The organism is Psychrobacter sp. A3 (assembly GCF_028823565.1).
Taxonomy (GTDB): domain Bacteria; phylum Pseudomonadota; class Gammaproteobacteria; order Pseudomonadales; family Moraxellaceae; genus Psychrobacter; species Psychrobacter celer.
The window spans coordinates 1-21,171 of record NZ_JAPEHS010000001.1; the positions used below are offsets into that span (position 1 = coordinate 1).

Genomic DNA, 21,171 nt, shown 5'->3' on the forward strand with positions numbered 1-21,171 from the left:
TTCAATCAAGCCTGCCAGTACGATACGGCTGCTGGGTTTGACCAATGTAGCAAAGTACGGGGCTAAGCCGATCAGGGGTTTTGCCAAAATATTGGCGACCAGTACTTCGACTGGCACAACTTCATGCTCAGCACAGTATTCATTAAATGCTTCTGGCAAAAATGCTTGCAGACGATCACCAACTTGGTTGCGCTCTGCATTTTGATTGGTGGCCAGCACTGCTTGTGGATCGATATCGATAGCGTAGACTTTTCGTGCGCCTAGCAGCAAGGCGGCGATGCCCAAAATACCTGAGCCGCAGCCATAGTCAATCACTACCTTGTCTGTTAGGTCTTGCTCTGTGAGCCAGTCGAGGCATAAACGCGTGGTGGCATGATAGCCAGTACCAAACGCCAAACCTGGGTCCATAATGATGTTGGTCGCTTCAGGTCTCGGCGGCGTAAGCCAGTTGGGCACAATCCAAAGATCGTTGGCGCATTCTATCGGCTGGTAGTTGCTCATCCATTCGCGTTCCCAGTCTTTATCGTCGACAGCGGTCAGCCAAATGCGGCTGGCTTGTACTTGTGCGGCGATTTCGTGGCTTAGCTGCTCGACGGCCTGCCGACTGCCGTCATCAGTGCTCGCATCAAAGAGCCCAGTCAAAATAACCTCGTCCCAAAGTGGCGACTCACCAGGCAGAGGCTCAAACAAAGGTTGATCGCCTGCGTCATCGAGCGCGATTGAGAGCGCGCCTGCTTCTAATAGCAGCGCTTCGGCCAAATCAACGTTTGCCTTTTCGCATTGTAAATGTAGTTGTTGCCATGCCATAACGATACCCTTAAATAAAAGAAAAAAGTGAGAAAAATAAATACGTATTTTAACAAGAAACAGTAGTGAAAAAGCAGCTCATGTATTGCTACGATGGCTACTTGATATCTATTGAGATAGGTGGGCTTGACCTCATTTGCGATATTTTACGTGTGTGCTTTTAGCTGCTGAGGTCATACGCTGACGCCAGATTAACGCAGTGCTCGTTTTGCTTCGTTAATCACTCGCCCATTGCCCTGAGCTTGCCCTGATTGCAGGATGACTTGCCATAGCGCACGTCTACGACTGGCGTCTTGCGACACGCTAAGGCCGCGGCGCGCCATGGCTTCTGCTTTACGTGGTTGGTTCTTTTTTAGTGCAACTTGTGCCAGATAAAAATAGACGGCAGAGGATCTGGGTGCCAAGCGCTGGGCACGGGTAAAACTGTTTTCGGCATTGGTCAGGCTGCCAGCTTTGAGCTGACTGATGCCCGCTTGCATCAGATTGCGAAATGCAGGCAGGTCGCTGTTATTGCTGGTGGTACTCTGGCTGCGTTGTTGTGAGTTTTTTCTAGCGCGCTCTAGCAGCTCATTGTGTGAGGGTGCTGCAGGCTCAGAGATCATATAGTCTTCACGAGAAGGCGTGAGAATGACCACATCTGGCTGACTGACGATGGGATCTTGGCTGGGTAGGTGGGCCTGCGGCGTATCTTTTGTCAGTGGGTTTGCTGACTCAGAAGAGCCGTCCTTTGGGTAAGCACCAGCGCTGCCTGTGCCGTCTTGTTTGACAATGGGGGCTTGTGTCACCGGATAGGTCGTGTCATGTCGCGCGGGGTTGGCGGTGCTTGATGCCCCTGATGGCGTCTGTTTAGCTGAAGTGTGCGCACCAGCAGGCGTGCTGGGTACCGTTTGACAAGCGCTCAAACTCAGCATGCCTATCACAGCGCTAGAAAAAACCAAACGGCGAGTGGACTTGACGGTACTCAATGTGGTTTTTGCAGAGGTTGGCATCAGGCGATGGTTACCTAAGACAGTGTATTTGATCAATGACAGCATAGAGAGCCCCTTTATAAATTACCAAAATATTAAAACCATTCAACAGCGCGGTCATACCATGTATCTGCACGACTTTGTGCGTCATTGCTGTCAGCTTGATCCTCATCATTATCAGAATCGACCGCTTCGCCATTTGGAATATCCAAACCTTCGCGGCGACGTTGTTGATTGATGACGCCTTGCTGGCTTTGCCATTGCAGCTGCTCACGCGCTCGCTCTTGCTGGTATAATCCAAGGGCACAGGCACTGGCTTCTTTTGGTAGGTGCGCGGATAAGACAGGCAAATAGCGTGCATCGGCACAGCGCTCATCAGAGAGTTTGCCTGAGTTGTTTTCTAGCCAGAGTTCATGTAGTCAATCCAAACGGGTAGGGCGCCAGTACCACCGCTCAAGCCGATAGGTTTGTTGTCATCACGGCCAACCCATACCACGCTGACGTAGTTGCCACTATAGCCGGCAAACCAGGCGTCGCGATAGTTGTTGGTCGTACCTGTCTTGCCCGCCAGATTTAAGTGACTACCTAGCGACTGGGCGCGTCTGGCCGTACCGTTTGACACCACTTGTTGTAAGGCGTAATTGGTTAAAAAGTTGGTCTCAGGCGGGATGCTGCGCTCCGTGTTTAGCCCCGTACGCTGCAAAATCCGGCCACGATCGTCGATCACCGTACGAATACTATGAATGGGCGTACGAAAGCCGCCGGTGGCAAAGACTTGATAAACACCGAGCATATCCATGGGACTTAGATTGACAGAGCCCAATAATGCTGAAGGGTAAGGCGGGATTTTTTCTTGTACACCCAGACGACGCAGCTGTCTGGCAAAAGTGTCGACACCAAACTCCATGCCCAAACGTACCGTGCTTTGGTTATAAGACTTGGCAAGAGCGGTGGTCAAGGGGACATAGCCATGATCACGGTTTGAGTAGTTTTTGGGGCTCCACTTGGTGCCATCGCCTAGGGTGACGGTAATCGGCGAATCATCTACTGGACTTGCCAAGTTATAACGGCCACTTTCGAGCGCGGTCATATAAATGACTGGTTTTAATAAAGAGCCGACTTGACGTTTGGCATCGACCGCACGGTTAAAGCCTGTAAACTCACTGCCACTGCCCACCACAGAGACCAGCTCACCTGTTTCAGGGTTGGCACTGACCAGTGCACCTTGTAGATCTTTGGTTTTACTACTATTACGGCGCAGCTCGCTCAGTTTTTTGTCGACCGCCTTGTCAGCGGCCAACTGAGCAATAGGGTCTAAGGTGCTGATGATGATCAGACCTTCGTTTTTGAGATCATCAGCATAATAAACAGTATTTAGCTCACGCTTGACGATATCTAAAAAGTCAGGGAATTGGCTTTTGCCTTCAACTGGCTTATCCACCACGCCCAGCGGCTGCTCCAAAGCTTTTTCGTAGTCTTCTTGGCTCAAAGTACCCATTGCCAGCATGTTATTTAGCACGACGTCACGGCGCGCTTTTGAGTCGTTTGGATGACGGCGCGGATTATAGATACTAGGGCCTTTTGCCATACCGACCAGCATGGCTTGCTGATCTATACGTAGCTCTTTTAGGGGTTTGTCAAAATAAAACTGTGATGCCAATCCAAAGCCGTTAATAGAACGGTTGCCGTTTTGACCCAAATAAATCTCATTAAGATACGTCTGCAAAATCTCATCTTTGCTGTAGTGCAGCTCCAATAAAACCGCCATCAATGCTTCGTTGGCCTTACGTTTGAGCGTGCGATCTGAGTTGAGATAAAAGTTTTTGATAAGCTGCTGGGTGATGGTCGAGCCGCCTTGCATCGAGCCGCCAGAGAAGTTATTGAGCACGGCGCGCGCGATACCGCGTATCGAGACCCCTTTATGCTCATAAAACGCTCGATCTTCGGTGGCAATCAGCGCATCAATCAATGGCTGCGGCACTTCATCTAACGACACCACCAAGCGATCTTCGTTGCTGTCTGGATAGATACCGCCGATATTTACTGGCTCCAAACGAATGATGCCACTTTTGGCCGGCAGTGTGCTTTGAATAGACGCAACCTTATTGCCTGAGATGGTCATCTTAATGACTTGCTCGGCGTCTTTGTCATTGGCACTGTAGGTAAAGCCGCGCGTGTGAATAAAATAAGTATTGCCCGAGCGGTGATAAGTCCCTGTGCGATCATAGGATTTGTTGCTTTGATAATTGAGCAGCTCAAGCCAGGTCTTCATCGTTTCGCGATCGACATTTGCCCCTTGGTATAGCTCAAGCGGCTGCGAGTAGACTTTGGCCGGAATATCCCAGCGCTTACCCTCAAACTTATGAGTAATAGTGCGATCAAGTTTGATCAAATAGAGCGCCAACAACACCATGCCTGCGATGATAACAAGTAAAATACCGATAGCAGGTCTAGAAGACTGAGGCAAAGTGAGAGTAGATCGCTTAAAATTGGATTTTTGCACTGATGTCGCACCGTTTTGGGATAAAAAAACTGCCTCATAATGACGCAAATTGACAAATTTTTCAATCTATCATCGTCAACGACAGTATTCATGGGTATTTAGCGGTCAGTAGTTACCGCTGCTTGAGGGAGCTGCTTATAGTATAATCGATAGTCAAACTGCACAGTGATTCTAAGCTAATAAACACTAAGCTGATACAGGTCATACCCTCGTCACCAGCAGAATTTTACGGGCAGTCTAAAGAGCATGTCAGCTGCTAACACACGATAGCAGTTTGTCTAGGCGACCATGATGTAATTTTTATGAATCCGCGGCAGCGTGGCCTACTTATTTACAATGCAGACACGACCTAGTCAGTTTATGTAACGCAAATTTAAAGCAAATAAGGGCGATTATGTCTAGTGTTCCATCACAAACGGCATCTACCAGTCAACGCTATGAAGATAGCTCTATCACCGAAGGTTTGGTGTTGCCTCTTGCAGGCCACTGTTTTCACTGCGGAGACCCTGTGCCTGAGCCGCCATTTTATACTGAGATATTGGGCCAATCGCGTGAAATGTGCTGTATGGGGTGTCAGCTTGCTTCTGAGAGCATCGTAGAGGCTGGGCTTGAGCAGTATTATTTGGACCGCTCAGAGATCAACCGCACTGCCAGCCTACCTACGCAGCTGACGCGTCTTGAAGCCTATGATCATGAAGAGATCAAATCACAATTTGTCTACGCACAAGACGGTATGTCGGTGGCTGAGCTGTCGGTCAACAACCTGCGCTGCGCCGCCTGTACTTGGCTGATTGAGTCGCGCTTAGATGAGCTAGAGGGCATTAGCAAATGCCAAGTCAACTTGACCAACCAGCGCATGCGTGTGATCTGGAATGAAAGCCGCCTACCGATCAGCCGTATTTTGGCAGTCATCAACGAGATCGGCTACGAAGCCAGGCCATACCGTCAAGATACTCACGAGGCAATGCTGGCACGTCATAACAATCAAATGCTCCTGCGCTTGGGTATTGCAGCGCTGGGCTCGATGCAAGCGATGATGTATGCCGTTGCGATTTATTTTGGGGAATACAGCGATATGCTGATATTTCAGCGTGATTTTTTGCGCTGGGTGTCATTGTTTGTCAGTACGCCGGTTTTCTTTTATGCGGGTATTCCGTTTTTCACCTCGGCATGGTCTGCGGTTCGTGCCCGTCAGGTGAATATGGATGTGCCCGTCAGTATCGCACTGGTTGTCACTTTTTTTGCCAGTCTGTACGCCACCGTCACTGGACAAGGCGAGACATACTATGATTCGGTCAGTATGTTTATTTTCTTTTTATTGGCGGGGCGTTATATCGAGCATAATGCTCGCCTAAAAGCGGCGACCATGGCCAATGACTTGGTGGTGGTTGAGCCGGTATTGGTACAAAAAATTGCTGAAAACAAGGATGCCGCTGCACAGATATTACAGCATTTTGAGCAAAGCCCCTCGATACAAGATGGCGCGAAAAACCCCTCAAGTGCTGCTAAACTTGGTGACGCGAGCATAGCAGCGGCCCAAAAAGACACAGGCGGCGCATCAGAGGCCATCGCGGACTTTACCCAAAGTATGGATACCAGTCTGCAGCAGCTGACAGTGCGCATCGCGCAAGCGTGGCAAGCACAGCGCGCAAACGCTGCATACGATACAGAAGACAAGCAGATGGTCACCGCGCATAGCTTGCAAGTGGGCGATATTATTTTGGTAGAGGCAGGCTCTGAGATCATCAGTGATGGGATATTGCTCAGTCAGACAGCCACCGTCTCGCAGAGTTTGTTGACCGGTGAGGGCGATTTGATTCTCAAAACGCAAGGCGACTATATCGTCGGCGGCGCACAAAACGACAGTCAGCCGTTTGAGATGTTGATTACCGCCTTGCCAAAAGACAGCCAAATCGGCTTGATCGATAGACTGATGAACCGCGCCATGAGCGAAAAACCCAAGCTTGCTCAGCAGGCAGATAAGCTGGCACGCTGGTTTGTGGCGCGTATCTTAGTACTGTCGGTATTGGTGTTTGTCGGCTGGTATATCGTCGATCCTAGCCAAGCGATTTGGGCAACGGTCGCAGTACTAGTGGCGACTTGTCCTTGCGCGCTATCTTTGGCCACGCCTATTGCCTTGACGGTTTCGACCAACCGTTTGGCAAGCTATGGGTTTCTGACCACGCGTGGACATACGCTACAGACGCTTGCAGAGATTACTCATGTGGCGTTTGATAAAACAGGTACCCTAACGTACGGCAAGCCTAACTTATTAAATATTGAGCTGATGACTCTGTTGCCAGACAGTGAGCAAGCAGGGCAGACGCACGCTGAGCAAAAAGACAAAGTGCTGGCGATAGCCGCCGCCTTAGAAGTAGGTAGCCGTCACCCGATTGCCCATGCGCTATTGAATGCAGCGTATCAGTTGCATCTGCCTACCACTCAGTTGTTGCAGTACTATCCTGCAGGCGGCGTCGAGGCGGTGATTGATGATGTACGCTATCGTATTGGTCATGTGGATTTTGCCTTAGACAGTACAGATCATGGGCGACATATTGACTTGGTGGCTGAGCGAGCAAGCTCGGCGGTGGTGCTGTCTTGTCAGCAAAGTGCGGGTGCGTCATGGCAAGCGTTGGCCTGCTTTTATTTTAATGACAAAGTGCGTGATAGTGCCAAGCCGATGCTCGATGCGTTAAAGGATTTGGGTATCGAATCCGTCATGCTGACAGGTGACCCAAGCCCGCAAGCGCTGCGTATGGCTGAGAGTTTGGGCATGCAGGCCGCCTACAATGGTTTGTCGCCGACAGATAAGGTCGATCATATCCAAAGCCTACAGGCACAAGGGGCGGTGGTGCTGATGGTCGGAGATGGCATCAATGATGCGCCAGTGCTTGCTGCTGCCGATGTGTCAACCTCGATAGCAGGCGCGGCAGACTTAGCACAGGTATCGAGTGATAGTATTATTTTGGACGGTCAAATCGAAGCCATTACCGCAGCCAAGCGTATCGCTGATAAAACCGAACGCATCATCAAACAAAACTTTCGCTGGGCAATTATTTATAATGGCAGTGTGCTGATACCAGCGGCGCTCGGTTATGTACCGCCATGGTTAGCGGCCATTGGCATGTCGCTTAGCTCTTTGTTTGTGGTGTTAAACGCCCTGCGGCTAAAACGCGCGTAGCTGCCACCGAGTCACTGGGACTCTATCAGCTTATGCATAAAAAAACGTTTTGTTCACGGTGATAGCGGTATGTATCATTTAGTCTTGTAGGTAGCTTAATAAGCGCATAAACTCAATGTACATCCAGACTAGCGTGGCAAGAATGCCGATACTAAATAACCACTCGTAATCCTCTGATACGCCCATTGCCACACCGCGATCGATATTATCGAAGTCTAGTAGCAAGGTAAAAGAAGCAATGACGATGACAAATAAGCTAAAACCAATAGCGATAGCGCCGCCCTCAAACAAGAAAGGCAAGGTCGAGCCAAATACCAACGACAACACCCACTGCGCGACATAGACAAGCATAATGGCAATGACCGCTGAGGTGACGATAGAGCGGAACTTTTCAGTGACCTTTACCAGCCCTGAGCGGTATAGCCCCAGCATCACCGCTGCCGTCACAAACGTCGCACACATCGCCGTAACAGGCACGCTTGGGTACATGCGCATAAAAAACAGCGAGATACCGCCCAAAAACACACCCTCTAACAGAGCATAAGGGACAGCAAACGTCTTGGCTTTTTGTGGTTTAAAGGTGATAAAAATGGCAAGACCAAACGCGGCAAACATACTTACCATGGCGGCCATCGTGATAAAGCCTTGTGATAGGCCTGCCATCAGTGCATAAAAGAAAAAACCCACACCAGTGATGGCAGATAACCCGAGTAGCAGACTGGTCTTTTGAATCACGCCCTTGACCGTCATTGGGTTACCGCCGATCGCAAGTTCTGCGCGACTGACAATAGGATTGGCCATACATATGTCCTTAATTAAATATAAAAATAGTAATGTCAGCTACTTTAGCAAAACCGCCATCATTGTCAACTGTGTTTGCGTGATGAAAAGCAAGGCTGCGCGGCGTTATAAAGCGCTGATCTACACCCAGCAGTGGCGGCATTTTGGTAGCCAAACAAGCACAGCTACAAACTCATCTAGTGGTAGCGTGCACTGGTTTTTATCTGGGGTCGATTACGACTGTTAACAACGATAATGCATAAACATGCTAGTCTAAGCACGTATTTATCGCTATCATGAACTGGTATTTTACCGTTATACCGAGTCTTTTTATGGAAAACTCAGCGCAGTCTGCAAGATTGCCACATTTACACGAATCCGAGCTGTTCCACGCCATCAAAAACCCAGCTTTTCGGCGTATTGGCCTCATGGGGCGTGCCGGCAAGCGCAGTGTGACCCAAAGTCTGGTGCAAATTGCCCAAACCATCAATGATATGAACTTGACGTTGATCATGGATATGCAAACCGCCAACTTACCGACGTTAAACCTTACCGAAATCGAAAAAGTCAAAATCGTCAAACGCAGCTTGATCGGCGAGATTTGTGATTTGGTTATTGTCGTCGGTGGGGATGGCTCTATCCTGCATGCGGCCGAGGCGTTGGCACGCTACCGTGTGCCTGTTCTTGGGGTCAACCGCGGTCGCCTTGGGTTTTTGGCGGACGTAAAGCCGGACGAGGCGGCCTTTAAACTGCGCCAAGTACTGATGGGTAATTATCAGCTGGATCATCGGTTTTTATTGACCATGGAGATACGAGAAGGGCGCAACATCATTCATGAAGACATGGCACTCAACGACGTGGTGCTGCATGCCGGTAAGTCAGTCCATATGATCGACTTTCAGATGAAAATCGATGGTCAAGATGTCTATCGGCAGCATAGTGATGGCTTGATCGCGGCGACGCCGACCGGCTCTACAGCCTATGCGTTATCAGGCGGTGGCCCTATCATCCATCCAAGTATGGATGCCATTTGTCTGGTGCCCATGCATCCTCATACGCTCTCGAGCAGGCCGATTGTGGTGAGCGGAAACAGTGAGGTGTGTATTCGCATACATGAAGACAACCGCACCCAGCCGATGGTGAGCGCAGATGGCAAGCCAAGCGTACCCTTAGATCAAGAGCAGCGCCTATATATCCGTAAGCACCCCGACAAATTGACGCTACTGCACCCGCCAGGTTTTGATTTTTATGAGGCATGTCGCACCAAGCTACACTGGAACGTCCATGCTGAAGAATTCAGTCTGGATGTCGATGATGATATCATAGACGATGAATAAGCGTTTTTAAGACACAAATATCTTAGATGATAAAAAACACAGTCAGACATAGTGAGAGAGTAGGCACGATGGATAAAGAAACGATATTAGCGAGTTTGACGCCAGAGGTGGTCGATAAGTTTCGTATGGCGATTGAGCTGGGTAAATGGCCAGATGGTCGTAAGCTAAGCGCGGAGCAGCGCGAGACTTGCATGCAAGCGGTGATGGTATGGGAGCACGAGCATCTGCCGCCCTCTGAGCGTACCGGCTATATTCATAAGCCAGTAAAAGACGATGGCTCAGTCGTTGGGGCAGAGTGTGATGTCGAGCATGATCATCACTATCCAAACATGCCCAATCCCAAAGGCGCGGTACAGCCTGTGAAGTTTCGCAATAAGCAGTAAACTAAACAGACCGTGATAAGCAAAATAAGCGCTCAGTTGATTGTGTATTAAAGTTATCTTCGTATTGAGTTGACTGAGGAGCACACAGCAAAAAGTCCACGCTCATGAGCGTGGCTTTTTTTGGTTCGATAGATTAGGTTTTAAAGTGCAGTGGTATCCACACTAGGGCGAACCGTTAGTGGGTTTTTTTGCATCAAAAACCCTTGCCAGCCCCAATGTAAAAAGTTGCGAATATTGGCATGATCTGTGCCGTTAGGCGTCGCTAGGACTTTGGCATAATGCTCGCCAAACAGTTTTAGCGTGTCTAATTGGTTTAGGCCATGATGCTTGGCAAACCCAAAAATCTTGGCACTGCCTTCGTTTTCACCAGCAGCATTATGTACCATACCGTTGACAAAAGGCGCTGGCGCATAACGATAAAAATCATCAATAAAACTGATGACATCATTGAATCCAATGGCTTTTTTGTCCAAACCATTAAGTAGGGCCGATACATCTGATTGGCGGATACTCATAAATAAATGACCTCAGAGCAGATTAAAAAATAAACCTAGTTAGATTATATAGTTATAAAAACGACAGTACTTCTAAAAACACAGCGTATTTATAAAAACACACTTCTAATAGATGCTCAATGATTATTCGTGATTAATCGTTCAGTTTTATCGCTCAACGATTAAAATAGTCTTCGTCATCAAATGAAGGCGCAAAATTGCCTTGCTCAAGATGCTGCATTTGCGACTGTACAGAACGCTCATGCTGAATACGTTGGTAAATCTCTTCGCGGTGTACGGCAATATCTTTGGGTGCGTTTACACCGATACGTACTTGATTGCCTTTGACACCAAGGACAGTCACACTGACCTCATCACCAATCATTAGCGTTTCGCCCACGCGGCGTGTCAAAATTAACATGCGTCACACTCCTTATGTCGCATCAACAAATTATTACTCATCAGATTACTTCTCGATTGCAGGACATCGCCGCAGCACAAAACAAACCATGTGTTGATCACAACATAATGATTGTGCCAATAACGGCGATGATAGGTAGATTCATTTAGCCCAAATGAAGCCCCCATTATAGGGGGCATAACAGTTACTGTCACGGGTTTTCACAAAACTATTGGGTAAATACGCAGCCTAGTAATAATAAAAAATAAAAATAGGATCTAAAAAGACCCTATTTTATTAAATATATTAGACAAAGTAGTTGATACTGATTTAATTGATAACTGTTGATGCTAAGTTGATAGGTTTAATGGTTTAAAATCAATGACAGTTTCATCAATAATGGTGATATCAATTATGAATTATAGCCCAGCGACTTTGCTATCGCCATCGTCGCGGTCTAGACCGAACGCTGTATGCAATGATTTGACCGCTTTTTCTAGATGCTGATCTTGAATCAAGACAGAGACTTTGATTTCACTGGTCGAGATCATCTGAATGTTGATGTTGTGCTCGGCCAAGGTTTGGAACATCAGGCTTGCAACCCCTGCGTGTGAGCGCATGCCCACACCGACCAAAGATACTTTGACCACTTCACTGTTACCCAAAATTTCTTTGGCACCGATGTCGTCTTTGACCTCGTCATTTAGCACTTTCATGGCTTTGTCTAAGTCAGTACGGTTGACGGTAAAGGTGAAGTCAGTGGTGCCTTGATCCGACAGGTTTTGTACAATCATATCGATTTCGATATTGGCACGTCCAATCGGGCTTAAAATAGCAGAGGCAATACCAGGGTGATCAGGTACGCCGCGCACTACAATTTTTGCTTCGTCTCGGTTAAAGGCGATACCTGAGATGATTGCCTGTTCCATACTGTCTCCTTCGTCTATCGTAATTAGGGTGCCGACATTGTCTTGAAATTCTTGGTCAAAGCTACCGTCAGTATTTTCATCAAAGCTAGATAGCACACGCAGCGGCACGCCATATTTACCAGCAAACTCTACCGAACGAATCTGTAGGATTTTGGAGCCAAGGCTTGCCATCTCAAGCATTTCTTCAAAGGTAATTTTTTCAAGCTTTTTGGCTTTTGAGGTCACTCGTGGATCGGTGGTATAGACGCCATCGACGTCGGTATAGATTTGACACTCATCAGCGCCTAGTGCTGCTGCAATCGCCACGCCGGTAGTATCAGAGCCGCCGCGGCCTAGGGTGGTGGCGTTGCCTTCTGCGTCGATACCCTGAAAGCCTGCGACGATGACGACATTGCCAGCATCGAGCTGTTCGCGGATGTTTTCGTCATCGATGCTCTCGATACGGGCTTTGTTATACGCGTTATCGGTTTTAATCGCCACTTGGCGACCCGTCAATGAGCGCGCCCCCACGCCCAGCTCTTTTAGCGCCATCGCAAGCAATGAGATGGAGACTTGCTCTCCTGTTGAGACCATTTGGTCGTATTCACGTGGGTCAGGTTGGGTACTGATTTGGCGTGCCAAATCGATCAAACGGTTTGTTTCGCCGCTCATGGCTGAGACCACGACGACCACTTGGTGACCGTTATCATGCCAGCGTTTGACTCGTTTGGCGACGTTTTTTATGCGGTCGATACTACCCATCGAGGTGCCGCCATATTTTTGTACTATTAACGCCATAAAAATCTACCTATTATTCAATAATGGCCTTTTTTATCATCGCTGTGCATCTATGTGACGCCCAATCAATGTCTGCATAGATAAAGCCGATTATAAGAGTTGCGCCCTATGCTGTTTGCTATGTTGTGCTGCTGAACAAGTAAATGAACGATATGTTCAAACGTTGACCTTTATATCATATCTGCTAAGCAACGTTAAGTGCCAGCAGTGCTTAGATGCATGGCGATTGGTTATGAAAGCCATAACCAACCCGCATCATGCGATAAAGATTGCTCTATGACACTCTGATAGCATTTAGGCTGGATAGCATTTGGGTTAGGTAGCGCTTGGGTTTTCGTCCCAGCGCCATGCCCGAGATGCCCTAACCTAACTGCTCGGCAATCCAAGCGGGTAGTGCGTCGATGACGGCTTTTGCACTGTCAGACTTTGGTGCGCCGCCTTGCGCATAGTCAGGCTTGCCGCCGCCTTTACCGCCCAGCTCGCCTGCTAGATGACGAATAATATCGCCCGCCTTTATCTTGGGGGTGACAGATTTTGCCACACTGGCGGCCAATGCCAATTGCTCGTTTTTATCACCGATCAGGACAATGACGCTATCTGGCAGTTTGGATTTGATATCATCCATCAGGGTACGGATGGATTTGCCATCGATACCGCTTAGAGTGCTGATGAGTACAGGGGTGTCTGCGATGGTCTGTACTTCATCGAGTAGGTTAGCTGCTTGGGCACTGGCCATCTTTTGCTGCAAACGCTCAAGCTCTTTTTCTAGCTCGCGCTGCTTGTCGACCATCGTACGTACACGCTGTGCCACGTCAGGGCGCTTGGCTTTTAGCTGACTTGCCAGCTCGCTGAGTTGCTGCTCGCCTTGCTGTATGTTTTTGATGGCGTTCATGCCAGTGACGGCTTCAATACGGCGGATACCAGCGGCGATACCAGATTCGCTGGTGATTTTGAGTAGGCCTATATCACCGGTGCGCTGCACATGTAGACCGCCGCACAGCTCGATAGAGAAGGGCTTGCGCTGACCATCTACGATGCGCTCTGTGCCCATCGTCAATACACGGACGTCACTGCCATACTTTTCGCCAAACAGCGCCATCGCCCCTTGGTTCATGGCTTCATCGATGGACATATGCTCGATACGGGTCGGGGTGTTGGCTTGAATTTGCTCATTGACGAGGCGCTCAATACGGCTAATCTCATCGGGCGTGACAGGTTTGTCGTAAGCAAAGTCAAAACGCAAAACCTCACTGGATACCAATGAGCCTTTTTGGGTGACCGCATCGCCCAGCACTTCTCTTAGGGCTGCGTGCAGTAGGTGAGTGGCTGAGTGGTTTTTGGCACTCGCCGCGCGGATGCTTGAGAGCACTTGAGCATTGGCGGTTTGTTTGCTACAAATCTCGCCCATGGTCACGACGCCATGATGAATGATGGCTTGCCCAGATTTTTTGGTATCTTGTACGGCAAACACGCCCGTTGCAGTGTGGATTTCGCCCAGCTCACCGACTTGACCACCGCCTTCAGCATAAAACGGGGTGCGATCTAGGACCACGACGCCTTCCATCCCTTCAGCCAAACGCTCAACAGGGTTGCCATCTTGATAAAGGGCATCGATGTTCACGCCATCTTCTTCTAGCTGCTCATAACCAATAAATTCAGTAGGACTCTCAACTTGAATGACGCTGCTATAGTCCACATCAAACTTACCAGCATCACGAGCCCGCTCGCGCTGTGCTTGCATGTGCTCATCGAACTCAGCCTCATTGATGGCGATACCGCGCTCGCGTGTGATGTCAGCTGTCAAATCAAGCGGGAAGCCGTAGGTATCATAAAGCTTAAACGCCGCTTCGCCAGAGAGGATATCACCATCTTTTAGGCCTTCAAGCTCAGAGGCGAGCAGGCGCAGACCTTGCGCGAGTGTCTTAGCAAACTGCGCTTCTTCTTTTTGAATGGCGCTCTCAATCGCGCTTTGTTTGTCTTTTAGCTCGGGATAAGCGTCGCCCATCTCTGCCACTAAAGGCGCGACCATTTTATAGAAAAATTCACTATCAGCGCCCAGTTTGTTGCCATGACGTACCGCGCGGCGAATGACACGGCGCAGTACATAACCGCGGCCTTCGTTGCTTGGTGTGACGCCATCTGCAATCAAAAACGCTACTGCACGAATGTGGTCGGCGATGACTTTGAGTGATGCCTGCTGCTGATTGTCAATCTCTAAAATCTCAGCCGCTGCCTCCATGAGATGTACAAATAGATCTATCTCATAGTTGCTATGGACGCCTTGCATAATGGCGCTGATACGCTCAAGCCCCATGCCCGTATCGACACTTGGCGCAGGCAGCGGCAGCATGGTGCCGTCTTTTTGGCGATTAAACTGCATAAAGACGCAGTTCCAAATCTCGATATAGCGATCGCCGTCTTCTTCAGGCGTACCCGGTAGGCCGCCTTCGACATCGGCACCATGATCATAAAAGACCTCGGTACATGGGCCACAAGGACCGGTGTCGCCCATGGTCCAAAAGTTATCAGACGCATAAGGCGCGCCCTTATTATCACCAATACGGATAATACGGTCGCTTGGGATGCCGATGTCGTGGTGCCAAATATCAAACGCTTCATCATCCGTTTCGTAAATGGTCACATACAGACGGTCTTTATCAATGGCCAACCACTTATCTGAAGTCAAAAACTCCCAGATATATTCGATACCAGATTTTTTGAAGTAATCGCCAAACGAGAAGTTACCGAGCATCTCAAAAAATGTATGGTGGCGCGCGGTATAGCCCACATTGTCCAAATCATTGTGTTTGCCGCCAGCCCGTACGCATTTTTGCGAGGTCACCGCACGCGTATAGTCGCGCGTTTCCATGCCCAAAAAAGTTTCTTTAAACTGATTCATGCCCGCGTTGGTAAATAACAGTGTCGGGTCATTGTGCGGAATCAAGCTAGAGGATGGCACTTGGGTATGCTGCTTGCTGATAAAAAAATCGATAAAGGCTTGGCGAATATCGGCTGTTTGAGATGGCTGGCTCACAGCGGCTCCTTACTGACGGATAGAATTGAGTAAAATAATTTTGCAAGCGATTTTAGCACAAACGCCCAAGCTCTTGGTATAAGAGTTATCACTGTTGGGGTATTGTGAAGGTCAATGAGGCTTTCATTTACAAACAATCAGCGTGAACGGGTCTTACCGCAAATGACGGCATGAGTCGTTCAACTGCTAACTTGATGTTTGAGCTTGCGCTTGTATTGGCTGCTTGCGGTTGCGTACCCACACCCAAATAATAGCCACGATCATGATGAGACCAATAATGCCCAGCATGGGATACACGGTGCCAATGAGTGTGCTAAAACCGAGCTGGCTTAAACCAAGACCCACGATAGCAAAAAACGCGCTAAGTGCTTTGAAGCGGTTTGTCCCTGGTGTTGCAAAGCGGGTACTAAAAGCAAAAAACATACCCACGGCGGTGCTGTATATCATACAAATGAGCGTCGCTGACATGATGATCGCCAATACGGGTGAGATGTTTGAAGCCAGTCCTAGAGTAGGCATCTCAACACCGATGAGTGTGTCGATGTTAGCGAAAAGGCCAATATTGAGTAAAAATACTAACAAGCCCAAGCCGAGCCCGCCCATCGCGCCACCGCTGGCTGCTGTTTTTTCGGAGCGAGTCATACCGCCAATGACTGCCAGCATAGGAAAGCCAACTGCGATATTAAATGAGGCATAAAGCACCGCCCCAAAAAACCAATTTGAGATCGGCCAGTCTGAGCTGATAGTAGGTATTTCTTGCGCTACCTTATTTAGCGTCTCACTTGAGGCGGTGCTGTTAAAAAATGAGTAGGTGGTAATCGCCAATATCAATAGCAGCAGCACAGGCATGATGATACTGATTAGCCTGATAATGCCTTTTACTTTTAAGCAGAGTGTGGCGACGACCAGTACCGTCATAAAAACACTGCCTACCAGTGGTGGCCAACCGTACTGCTGCGTAAAGATGGAACCACTACCAGCCAGCATGACCACGCCCACACCAAATAAAAAGAATGATAACACCACATCCACAACCAACCCAGCGCGCGTACCAAATAAGCTATACAGTACTTTTTTGTGTGAGTTGGCCTGCATATTTGAGCTCATGCGCGCAATTTGCATACCCAAAAAAGCAAACAGCGCGGCACTAACCAGTGTGCCAATAACACTTGCCATCCCGTAGCCGGTAAAAAACTGAAGGACTTCTTGGCCAGAGGCAAAACCACCGCCAACGACTACTGACATATAGGCTGCGGCTATTTGCCAAGATTGTTTGTTCACTATGATGTACTCCTATCCCTGAAGTTTAGGTTGGTGAGGCTAATCTGCCTGAGTTGTTGCTGCGGCGCAAAGTATAGTATTCAATGCTTTATTGACAGACGACTGCGCGTCAGACAACAAGAGCATGGCAGTAAGGCTGTAAAAAAAGCCTAGATACTAACACGGCATTGGGAAGTCAGCAATCGAGTACAGCCGATACATTTGATTTACACGCCCTCAGCGTTAATTGGTCAAAATCGCGGCATCCGTTTCGTCGAGTTTGTCTTGTGTCAGCGGATTGGACTCAATGACCTGTACGGGCAGGTAACGCAGCTGGAGTTTTATCGGCAGATAATCAGGGAAGTTTTTTGCCATATCTTGGGTGATGTGGGTTTCTATTTGCTGCACGTCATAAGCGCTCGGTGTCGTCTCACCGCGGATGACAGCGCGGACCACTTGGTTTTGCTCAGTGCTATCAAACTGAGTGTTGGTCAGCACGTTGCCTTTATCGATAAAATAGCGATTGATGGCTTCTTTGACACTGCTTTCAAACACTTGCTGCTTGGCGTTGGTTTGTAGGTTGATGGTTAGATAGGTACCGAGGCCGCCTAACAATAACAACGTCACCGCGTTACGCTGCAAAAAAGTCAGGTAGTTGCTGGACTTGTAGTCGTCATCGACCAGTCGCCGAAACCCAAGCACCCACAGCACTAAGGCGTTGGTAAACTGAATCGCAATGATGTTGGTCACTGCCAGTAACAGCGCGCCAAAGCCTAGCTGCATCTCACCATTGGCAAACAAAATCCCGCTAGCGGCCAGTGGTGGTACCAAAGCAGTCGCCACTGCCACCCCAACAACGGCAACCGAAAGATGCGGGGATACCATGGCATAAGCGCCGGCTGTGCCACCTGCTAAGGCAATCATCAAATCCATAGAGGTCGGCTGCGTACGCGATAAAATCTCGGCGGTGAGAGGTTGGTCTTTGTGCAGCCAGCCGACGATGAAACCAACTATCAACACCAAAGTAATGCCCAAAAGTACCGTAATCAGCGACTTACGCAGCAGCGGCATCCGGTGATCGATAATGGCCAATGCCACGCCCGTGATGGGCCCGAGCATCATAGCCACCAGCATCGCACCAATCACCACCGCAGCTGAGTTGGTCACCAGCCCATAGCTGGCAATGATGGCTGAGAGGATATTCATGATAAAATACATCCTGCTGGGCAGGGCGTTGGCTTCTATCTTTACCCGTACCTCAGGATAGTCGACTTTTTGGTTGCTAAACTGCTCCGCTGCAAACTGCTTATAAGACTCTAGTTTGGCTTCTTTTTCTTCTTTTATCTCATCCTCTTGCTGGTCGCTATCATCTGTTGCTGGCTTGTCTGTTGTTTTGCTCGCTTTTAGCTGCTCTGCGTCGGTAGTTTTGGGTTGTTGCTCAGCATTCTCTGGGTTTTGCTGCTCCTCATTTACTTCGCTGTTATCGTGTCCTTGGTCATTTTCTTTATCATATTCTTGGTCAAGGGCATTAGTATCTGTCTGTTGCTGAGATACGGATGTAGAGGCTTGCTCGGCTGTTTGTGTCGGCGTTTGCTCAGCATCAGCATCAGGGTTTAAAGTCTCTGATTCTGAGGTTGGCTGGTCGTTTGCTGATGGTGCATCGGGGTCCGTGGTCTCTAAGGTCGCAACGACGACATCAGGTGCGATGGATTCCATGCTAATCTTAGACTCAGGAGGTTTGGCACATGCCATATCGTCATCTTTATCATCGTCATCACATCTACTGTTATCAGCGCTATTTTCTATTTCGGCGTCATCAGTGACAGTAGGTTCGACATCAGTGTCTGTCTTAGTCGTTGGCGTCTCTAAGCTTTCATCGGTGCGAGATGGTGCCGTTGTATCAGCGGTGTGGCTGGATGAGTGGTGAGCTTTTTGTTTATCAACAGACGTCATAATAGGTAGCTTTCTATCAAAAAAAGACACTCGTTATTGTAATGATAAATGGCCGCAGATGTGTGGGTTTTTTGCGAGTCATCATCGAGCAGCATCCGAGCAGGCAGCACCGAAGATAGTAATGGATGAGTGGTGGTCATGTAGCGCAATGTGGTTGACAACTATGAACTATGGACTCAGTCAGAGACGCGGCAATAAGAAAAATCGGTAGTATAAAAATGATGTAGCAATAATGATAAAGAGGTTTATTATAAAAACCTTAATAATAGCAAGGTCTTTACCCGTTATCAGTTGCTATAACTGGCCTGAGGGTTTGTGAGAAACACTTACTTTTTTTATGGATTTAGTGTATAAAGGAGTTATACCCACAAAAAAAGTAAGGAGTAATTCATGAATTGGCCATTATTCTCTGTTATTTACTCAATCGCTGCGACCGTGACAGTCGGTGTCTTTATCATTGGTGCTTTGGTGACAGGTTTTAATCAAATTTTGCATGTGCAAATCGCGGTCGTCGCCGGTCTTTTGCTCTCTATTCCTGCAGGTTTGTTTTTTACCAAAAAAGTCGGCAGCATCACGGGTAATGAGGAAGGCTATAATACGTAATCGCATCTTAGCTGAATGGGTGACTTTCTGTTTTTGGATTTGCACCAAACCTATACCTAGCCACTGCTTTAAGCCTCTTGTTTTATATACGCCAAAAAAAAGACCTTGCAAGCAAGGTCTTTTTTTTGGTTGCGCTATACAATACCAGTTAAACAGTTATTTTAACTCGACGGTTGCGCCATTTTCGATATTGGCATATACCTCGAGCACATCCCAGTTGGTCAGACGCACACAGCCTGCTGATGCTTGACGGCTGATGCCTTCAGGCTTTGGCGAGCCATGTAGACCATATGATGGCTTAGATAGACCCATCCATACGACGCCGACGGGGTTGTTTGGGCCTGGTGGCAGCATGTGTACTTTTTTCTGCGAGCCTTTACCGACAGTCGCTTTGTACCAAGGCATCTTGACCTTATTGATGATTTTGAAGGTACCTTGTGGAGACGGGGTGGCGTCACTACCTACGGTGGTCGGATAAGTGGCTACAAGCTTGTCACCATTATAAGCATACAGTGTTTTGTCGGCTTTGTTGGCGACCACGCGGTTGATACGTTGGTTGAGAGGGTCGCGGGTGTTTAGGACAGTGATGGTCTCGCCTGCTTTGTAGGTTTTGTTTTTATTGAGTTTGTCCAAGTAGCGAATGTCCATATGAAAGCGCTCAGCCAGCATCTCTTTGATGTCTTGGTAGTATAGGCCCTTCATTTTTGACTTGGCTTCTGAGCCTGCAGGTGTACTGGCAAAGTTGGTTTTGATGTCGTCATCAGTCAGTGTATAAGTCACCAGTACCGGCTTATTGGCGGGGATGTTTTTGGTTAAGGCATTCCACGTTTTTTGATCCATCCTGCCGGTGGCGGGCAAGCCTTTCATGGTTTGAAAGTTGATCAATGCTTTTTTGCTGTTCATGCCCCAGCCACCATCGATAGGACCAGGAGAGGCATGGTTCCAATCTAGCAGTGCCTGCATTTTTATCGTCATCGCTGAGTTGACTTTCATGTTCGGCGACCAAACGGCGTTGTTGACTTGTTTGGCATAGCTTGACAAGTTCAGCGTGGTATAGCGCTTACCGTTTTTGTCTTCGATGCTTTTGATGGTAGGGTCGTCGCTGAAGTCTTGGCGTTTTTCGTTGTCTGGTAGCTCAAAAGACAACGGATCAGAGGAGTCGATAGCATCGATATTGCTGGGGGCAGCAACGGCTTGGCCTTCACTGATGTCATCTGTGCGCTCAGACTGCTCATCCTTTAAAGTCAGATCGGCGGCACTCATATTATCAGCCGTGTTTGCCTTGGGGGCGGCATCTGAGGCTTGTTTTGAGTCAATCAGCTGCGTCATGCTATCGCTTGAGGCGGATTTGTTTGGCTTGACGCTGGACGTCGCCTCAGTCGCACGCGGCTCAATCGTGTGACTCCGGTTTTCTTGCACATCAAGACTGACTTTTTGGGCAAGACTTGGTAGGGTCTCAGCCGTACGTACTGGCAATGTGCGCGCGGTCTCATCGGGCGCGGCAAACGCGCTAACACTGGCGCTAATGATAGCGATTGAAATAGCGGTAATAAGTGGCTTTTTTTTCATCATATGACATTACTTGTGGTTGCTACTAATGGGGTTATTATGCGCATAATTGTGGCGCTTCGCAAACTTTTGATACATGTTTTTCTATCTTAAGACGTCTAAACGTCAACTGCTGACGTATTCACTACAGTTGGGCAATAATATAGTGAAAATGTGTAGATGGCCAAGTAAGCTACTGAGGCAATCTGATACA

At 48.5% G+C, this 21,171-nt stretch carries 14 protein-coding genes and 2 pseudogenes; 5 read left to right on the forward strand and 11 right to left on the reverse strand.

Annotated elements, in window-relative coordinates:
- The 3 genes and pseudogenes from prmA to mrcB all read right to left on the reverse strand — a co-directional run.
- The coding region (gene prmA / locus NK638_RS00005; RefSeq protein WP_274631412.1) for a 50S ribosomal protein L11 methyltransferase at positions 1–807 on the reverse strand (807 nt) is incomplete at its 3' end.
- Between the two features lie 191 nt (positions 808–998).
- Complete coding sequence (locus NK638_RS00010) at positions 999–1,841, reverse strand: tetratricopeptide repeat protein (RefSeq protein WP_274631413.1); 843 nt, start codon at positions 1,839–1,841, stop codon at positions 999–1,001.
- A 29-nt stretch (positions 1,842–1,870) separates the two neighbouring features.
- A pseudogene (gene mrcB, locus NK638_RS00020) lies at positions 1,871–4,278 on the reverse strand (penicillin-binding protein 1B).
- A gap of 394 nt (positions 4,279–4,672) precedes the next feature.
- On the opposite strand from mrcB, the gene NK638_RS00025 reads away from it, so the two are divergent.
- A complete protein-coding gene (locus NK638_RS00025) occupies positions 4,673–7,459 on the forward strand; it encodes a heavy metal translocating P-type ATPase (RefSeq protein WP_274631416.1) in 2,787 nt (928 codons plus the stop codon).
- A 78-nt stretch (positions 7,460–7,537) separates the two neighbouring features.
- Here the strand turns inward: NK638_RS00025 and NK638_RS00030 are convergent, their stop codons facing one another.
- A complete protein-coding gene (locus tag NK638_RS00030; RefSeq protein WP_075102647.1) occupies positions 7,538–8,260 on the reverse strand; it encodes a Bax inhibitor-1/YccA family protein in 723 nt (240 codons plus the stop codon).
- A 4-nt stretch (positions 8,261–8,264) separates the two neighbouring features.
- Between NK638_RS00030 and NK638_RS00035 the strand changes: the two genes are divergently transcribed.
- The 3 genes from NK638_RS00035 (at position 8,265) to NK638_RS00045 (ending at position 9,959) form a co-directional block, all read left to right on the forward strand.
- The gene (locus tag NK638_RS00035; protein WP_274631417.1) at positions 8,265–8,486 is read left to right on the forward strand and encodes a hypothetical protein; all 222 of its coding nucleotides are present in this window, start codon (positions 8,265–8,267) and stop codon (positions 8,484–8,486) included.
- An 85-nt stretch (positions 8,487–8,571) separates the two neighbouring features.
- Positions 8,572–9,576, forward strand: coding sequence for an NAD(+) kinase (locus NK638_RS00040; RefSeq protein ID WP_274631418.1), 1,005 nt, complete (start codon positions 8,572–8,574; stop codon positions 9,574–9,576).
- 68 nt (positions 9,577–9,644) lie between these two features.
- Positions 9,645–9,959, forward strand: a complete 315-nt coding sequence (locus tag NK638_RS00045) for a YeaC family protein (RefSeq protein ID WP_192994976.1) — start codon at positions 9,645–9,647, stop codon at positions 9,957–9,959.
- A gap of 140 nt (positions 9,960–10,099) precedes the next feature.
- On the opposite strand, the gene NK638_RS00050 is transcribed toward NK638_RS00045, so the two are convergent.
- The 6 genes and pseudogenes from NK638_RS00050 to NK638_RS00075 form a co-directional block, all read right to left on the reverse strand.
- On the reverse strand, positions 10,100–10,474 hold the full coding sequence (locus NK638_RS00050; RefSeq protein ID WP_075101716.1) for a HopJ type III effector protein: 375 nt from the start codon (positions 10,472–10,474) through the stop codon (positions 10,100–10,102).
- A gap of 232 nt (positions 10,475–10,706) precedes the next feature.
- Positions 10,707–10,874: pseudogene (csrA, locus tag NK638_RS00055) on the reverse strand (carbon storage regulator CsrA); the annotation flags it as partial.
- Between the two features lie 398 nt (positions 10,875–11,272).
- Positions 11,273–12,559 (reverse strand): aspartate kinase, encoded by a 1,287-nt coding sequence (locus NK638_RS00060; protein ID WP_198336954.1) that lies wholly within the window; start codon positions 12,557–12,559, stop codon positions 11,273–11,275.
- A gap of 361 nt (positions 12,560–12,920) precedes the next feature.
- A complete protein-coding gene (gene alaS, locus NK638_RS00065; RefSeq protein ID WP_274631419.1) occupies positions 12,921–15,593 on the reverse strand; it encodes an alanine--tRNA ligase in 2,673 nt (890 codons plus the stop codon).
- 186 nt (positions 15,594–15,779) lie between these two features.
- The gene (locus NK638_RS00070; RefSeq protein WP_198336952.1) at positions 15,780–16,874 is read right to left on the reverse strand and encodes a YkvI family membrane protein; all 1,095 of its coding nucleotides are present in this window, start codon (positions 16,872–16,874) and stop codon (positions 15,780–15,782) included.
- A 222-nt stretch (positions 16,875–17,096) separates the two neighbouring features.
- Entirely contained in the window at positions 17,097–18,806 is a 1,710-nt protein-coding gene (locus NK638_RS00075) for a TIGR00341 family protein (protein WP_274631420.1), read from the reverse strand.
- Between the two features lie 390 nt (positions 18,807–19,196).
- Here NK638_RS00075 and NK638_RS00080 point away from each other — a divergent pair, with 390 nt between their 5' ends.
- On the forward strand, positions 19,197–19,409 hold the full coding sequence (locus tag NK638_RS00080; protein ID WP_192994967.1) for a hypothetical protein: 213 nt from the start codon (positions 19,197–19,199) through the stop codon (positions 19,407–19,409).
- A gap of 156 nt (positions 19,410–19,565) precedes the next feature.
- Here the strand turns inward: NK638_RS00080 and NK638_RS00085 are convergent, their stop codons facing one another.
- On the reverse strand, positions 19,566–20,981 hold the full coding sequence (locus NK638_RS00085; protein ID WP_274631421.1) for a L,D-transpeptidase family protein: 1,416 nt from the start codon (positions 20,979–20,981) through the stop codon (positions 19,566–19,568).
- Between the last annotated feature and the right edge of the window lie 190 nt (positions 20,982–21,171).

Coding starts and splice junctions, on each gene's coding strand:
- NK638_RS00040 (WP_274631418.1), top strand. CDS start 8,572: ATGGAAAACTCAGCGCAGTCTGCAAGATTGCCACATTTACACGAATCC.
- NK638_RS00035 (WP_274631417.1), top strand. CDS start 8,265: ATGTCCTTAATTAAATATAAAAATAGTAATGTCAGCTACTTTAGCAAA.
- NK638_RS00085 (WP_274631421.1), bottom strand. CDS start 20,981: ATGATGAAAAAAAAGCCACTTATTACCGCTATTTCAATCGCTATCATT.
- NK638_RS00060 (WP_198336954.1), bottom strand. CDS start 12,559: ATGGCGTTAATAGTACAAAAATATGGCGGCACCTCGATGGGTAGTATC.
- NK638_RS00050 (WP_075101716.1), bottom strand. CDS start 10,474: ATGAGTATCCGCCAATCAGATGTATCGGCCCTACTTAATGGTTTGGAC.
- NK638_RS00080 (WP_192994967.1), top strand. CDS start 19,197: ATGAATTGGCCATTATTCTCTGTTATTTACTCAATCGCTGCGACCGTG.
- NK638_RS00010 (WP_274631413.1), bottom strand. CDS start 1,841: ATGCTGTCATTGATCAAATACACTGTCTTAGGTAACCATCGCCTGATG.
- NK638_RS00025 (WP_274631416.1), top strand. CDS start 4,673: ATGTCTAGTGTTCCATCACAAACGGCATCTACCAGTCAACGCTATGAA.
- NK638_RS00075 (WP_274631420.1), bottom strand. CDS start 18,806: ATGACGTCTGTTGATAAACAAAAAGCTCACCACTCATCCAGCCACACC.
- NK638_RS00045 (WP_192994976.1), top strand. CDS start 9,645: ATGGATAAAGAAACGATATTAGCGAGTTTGACGCCAGAGGTGGTCGAT.
- NK638_RS00030 (WP_075102647.1), bottom strand. CDS start 8,260: ATGGCCAATCCTATTGTCAGTCGCGCAGAACTTGCGATCGGCGGTAAC.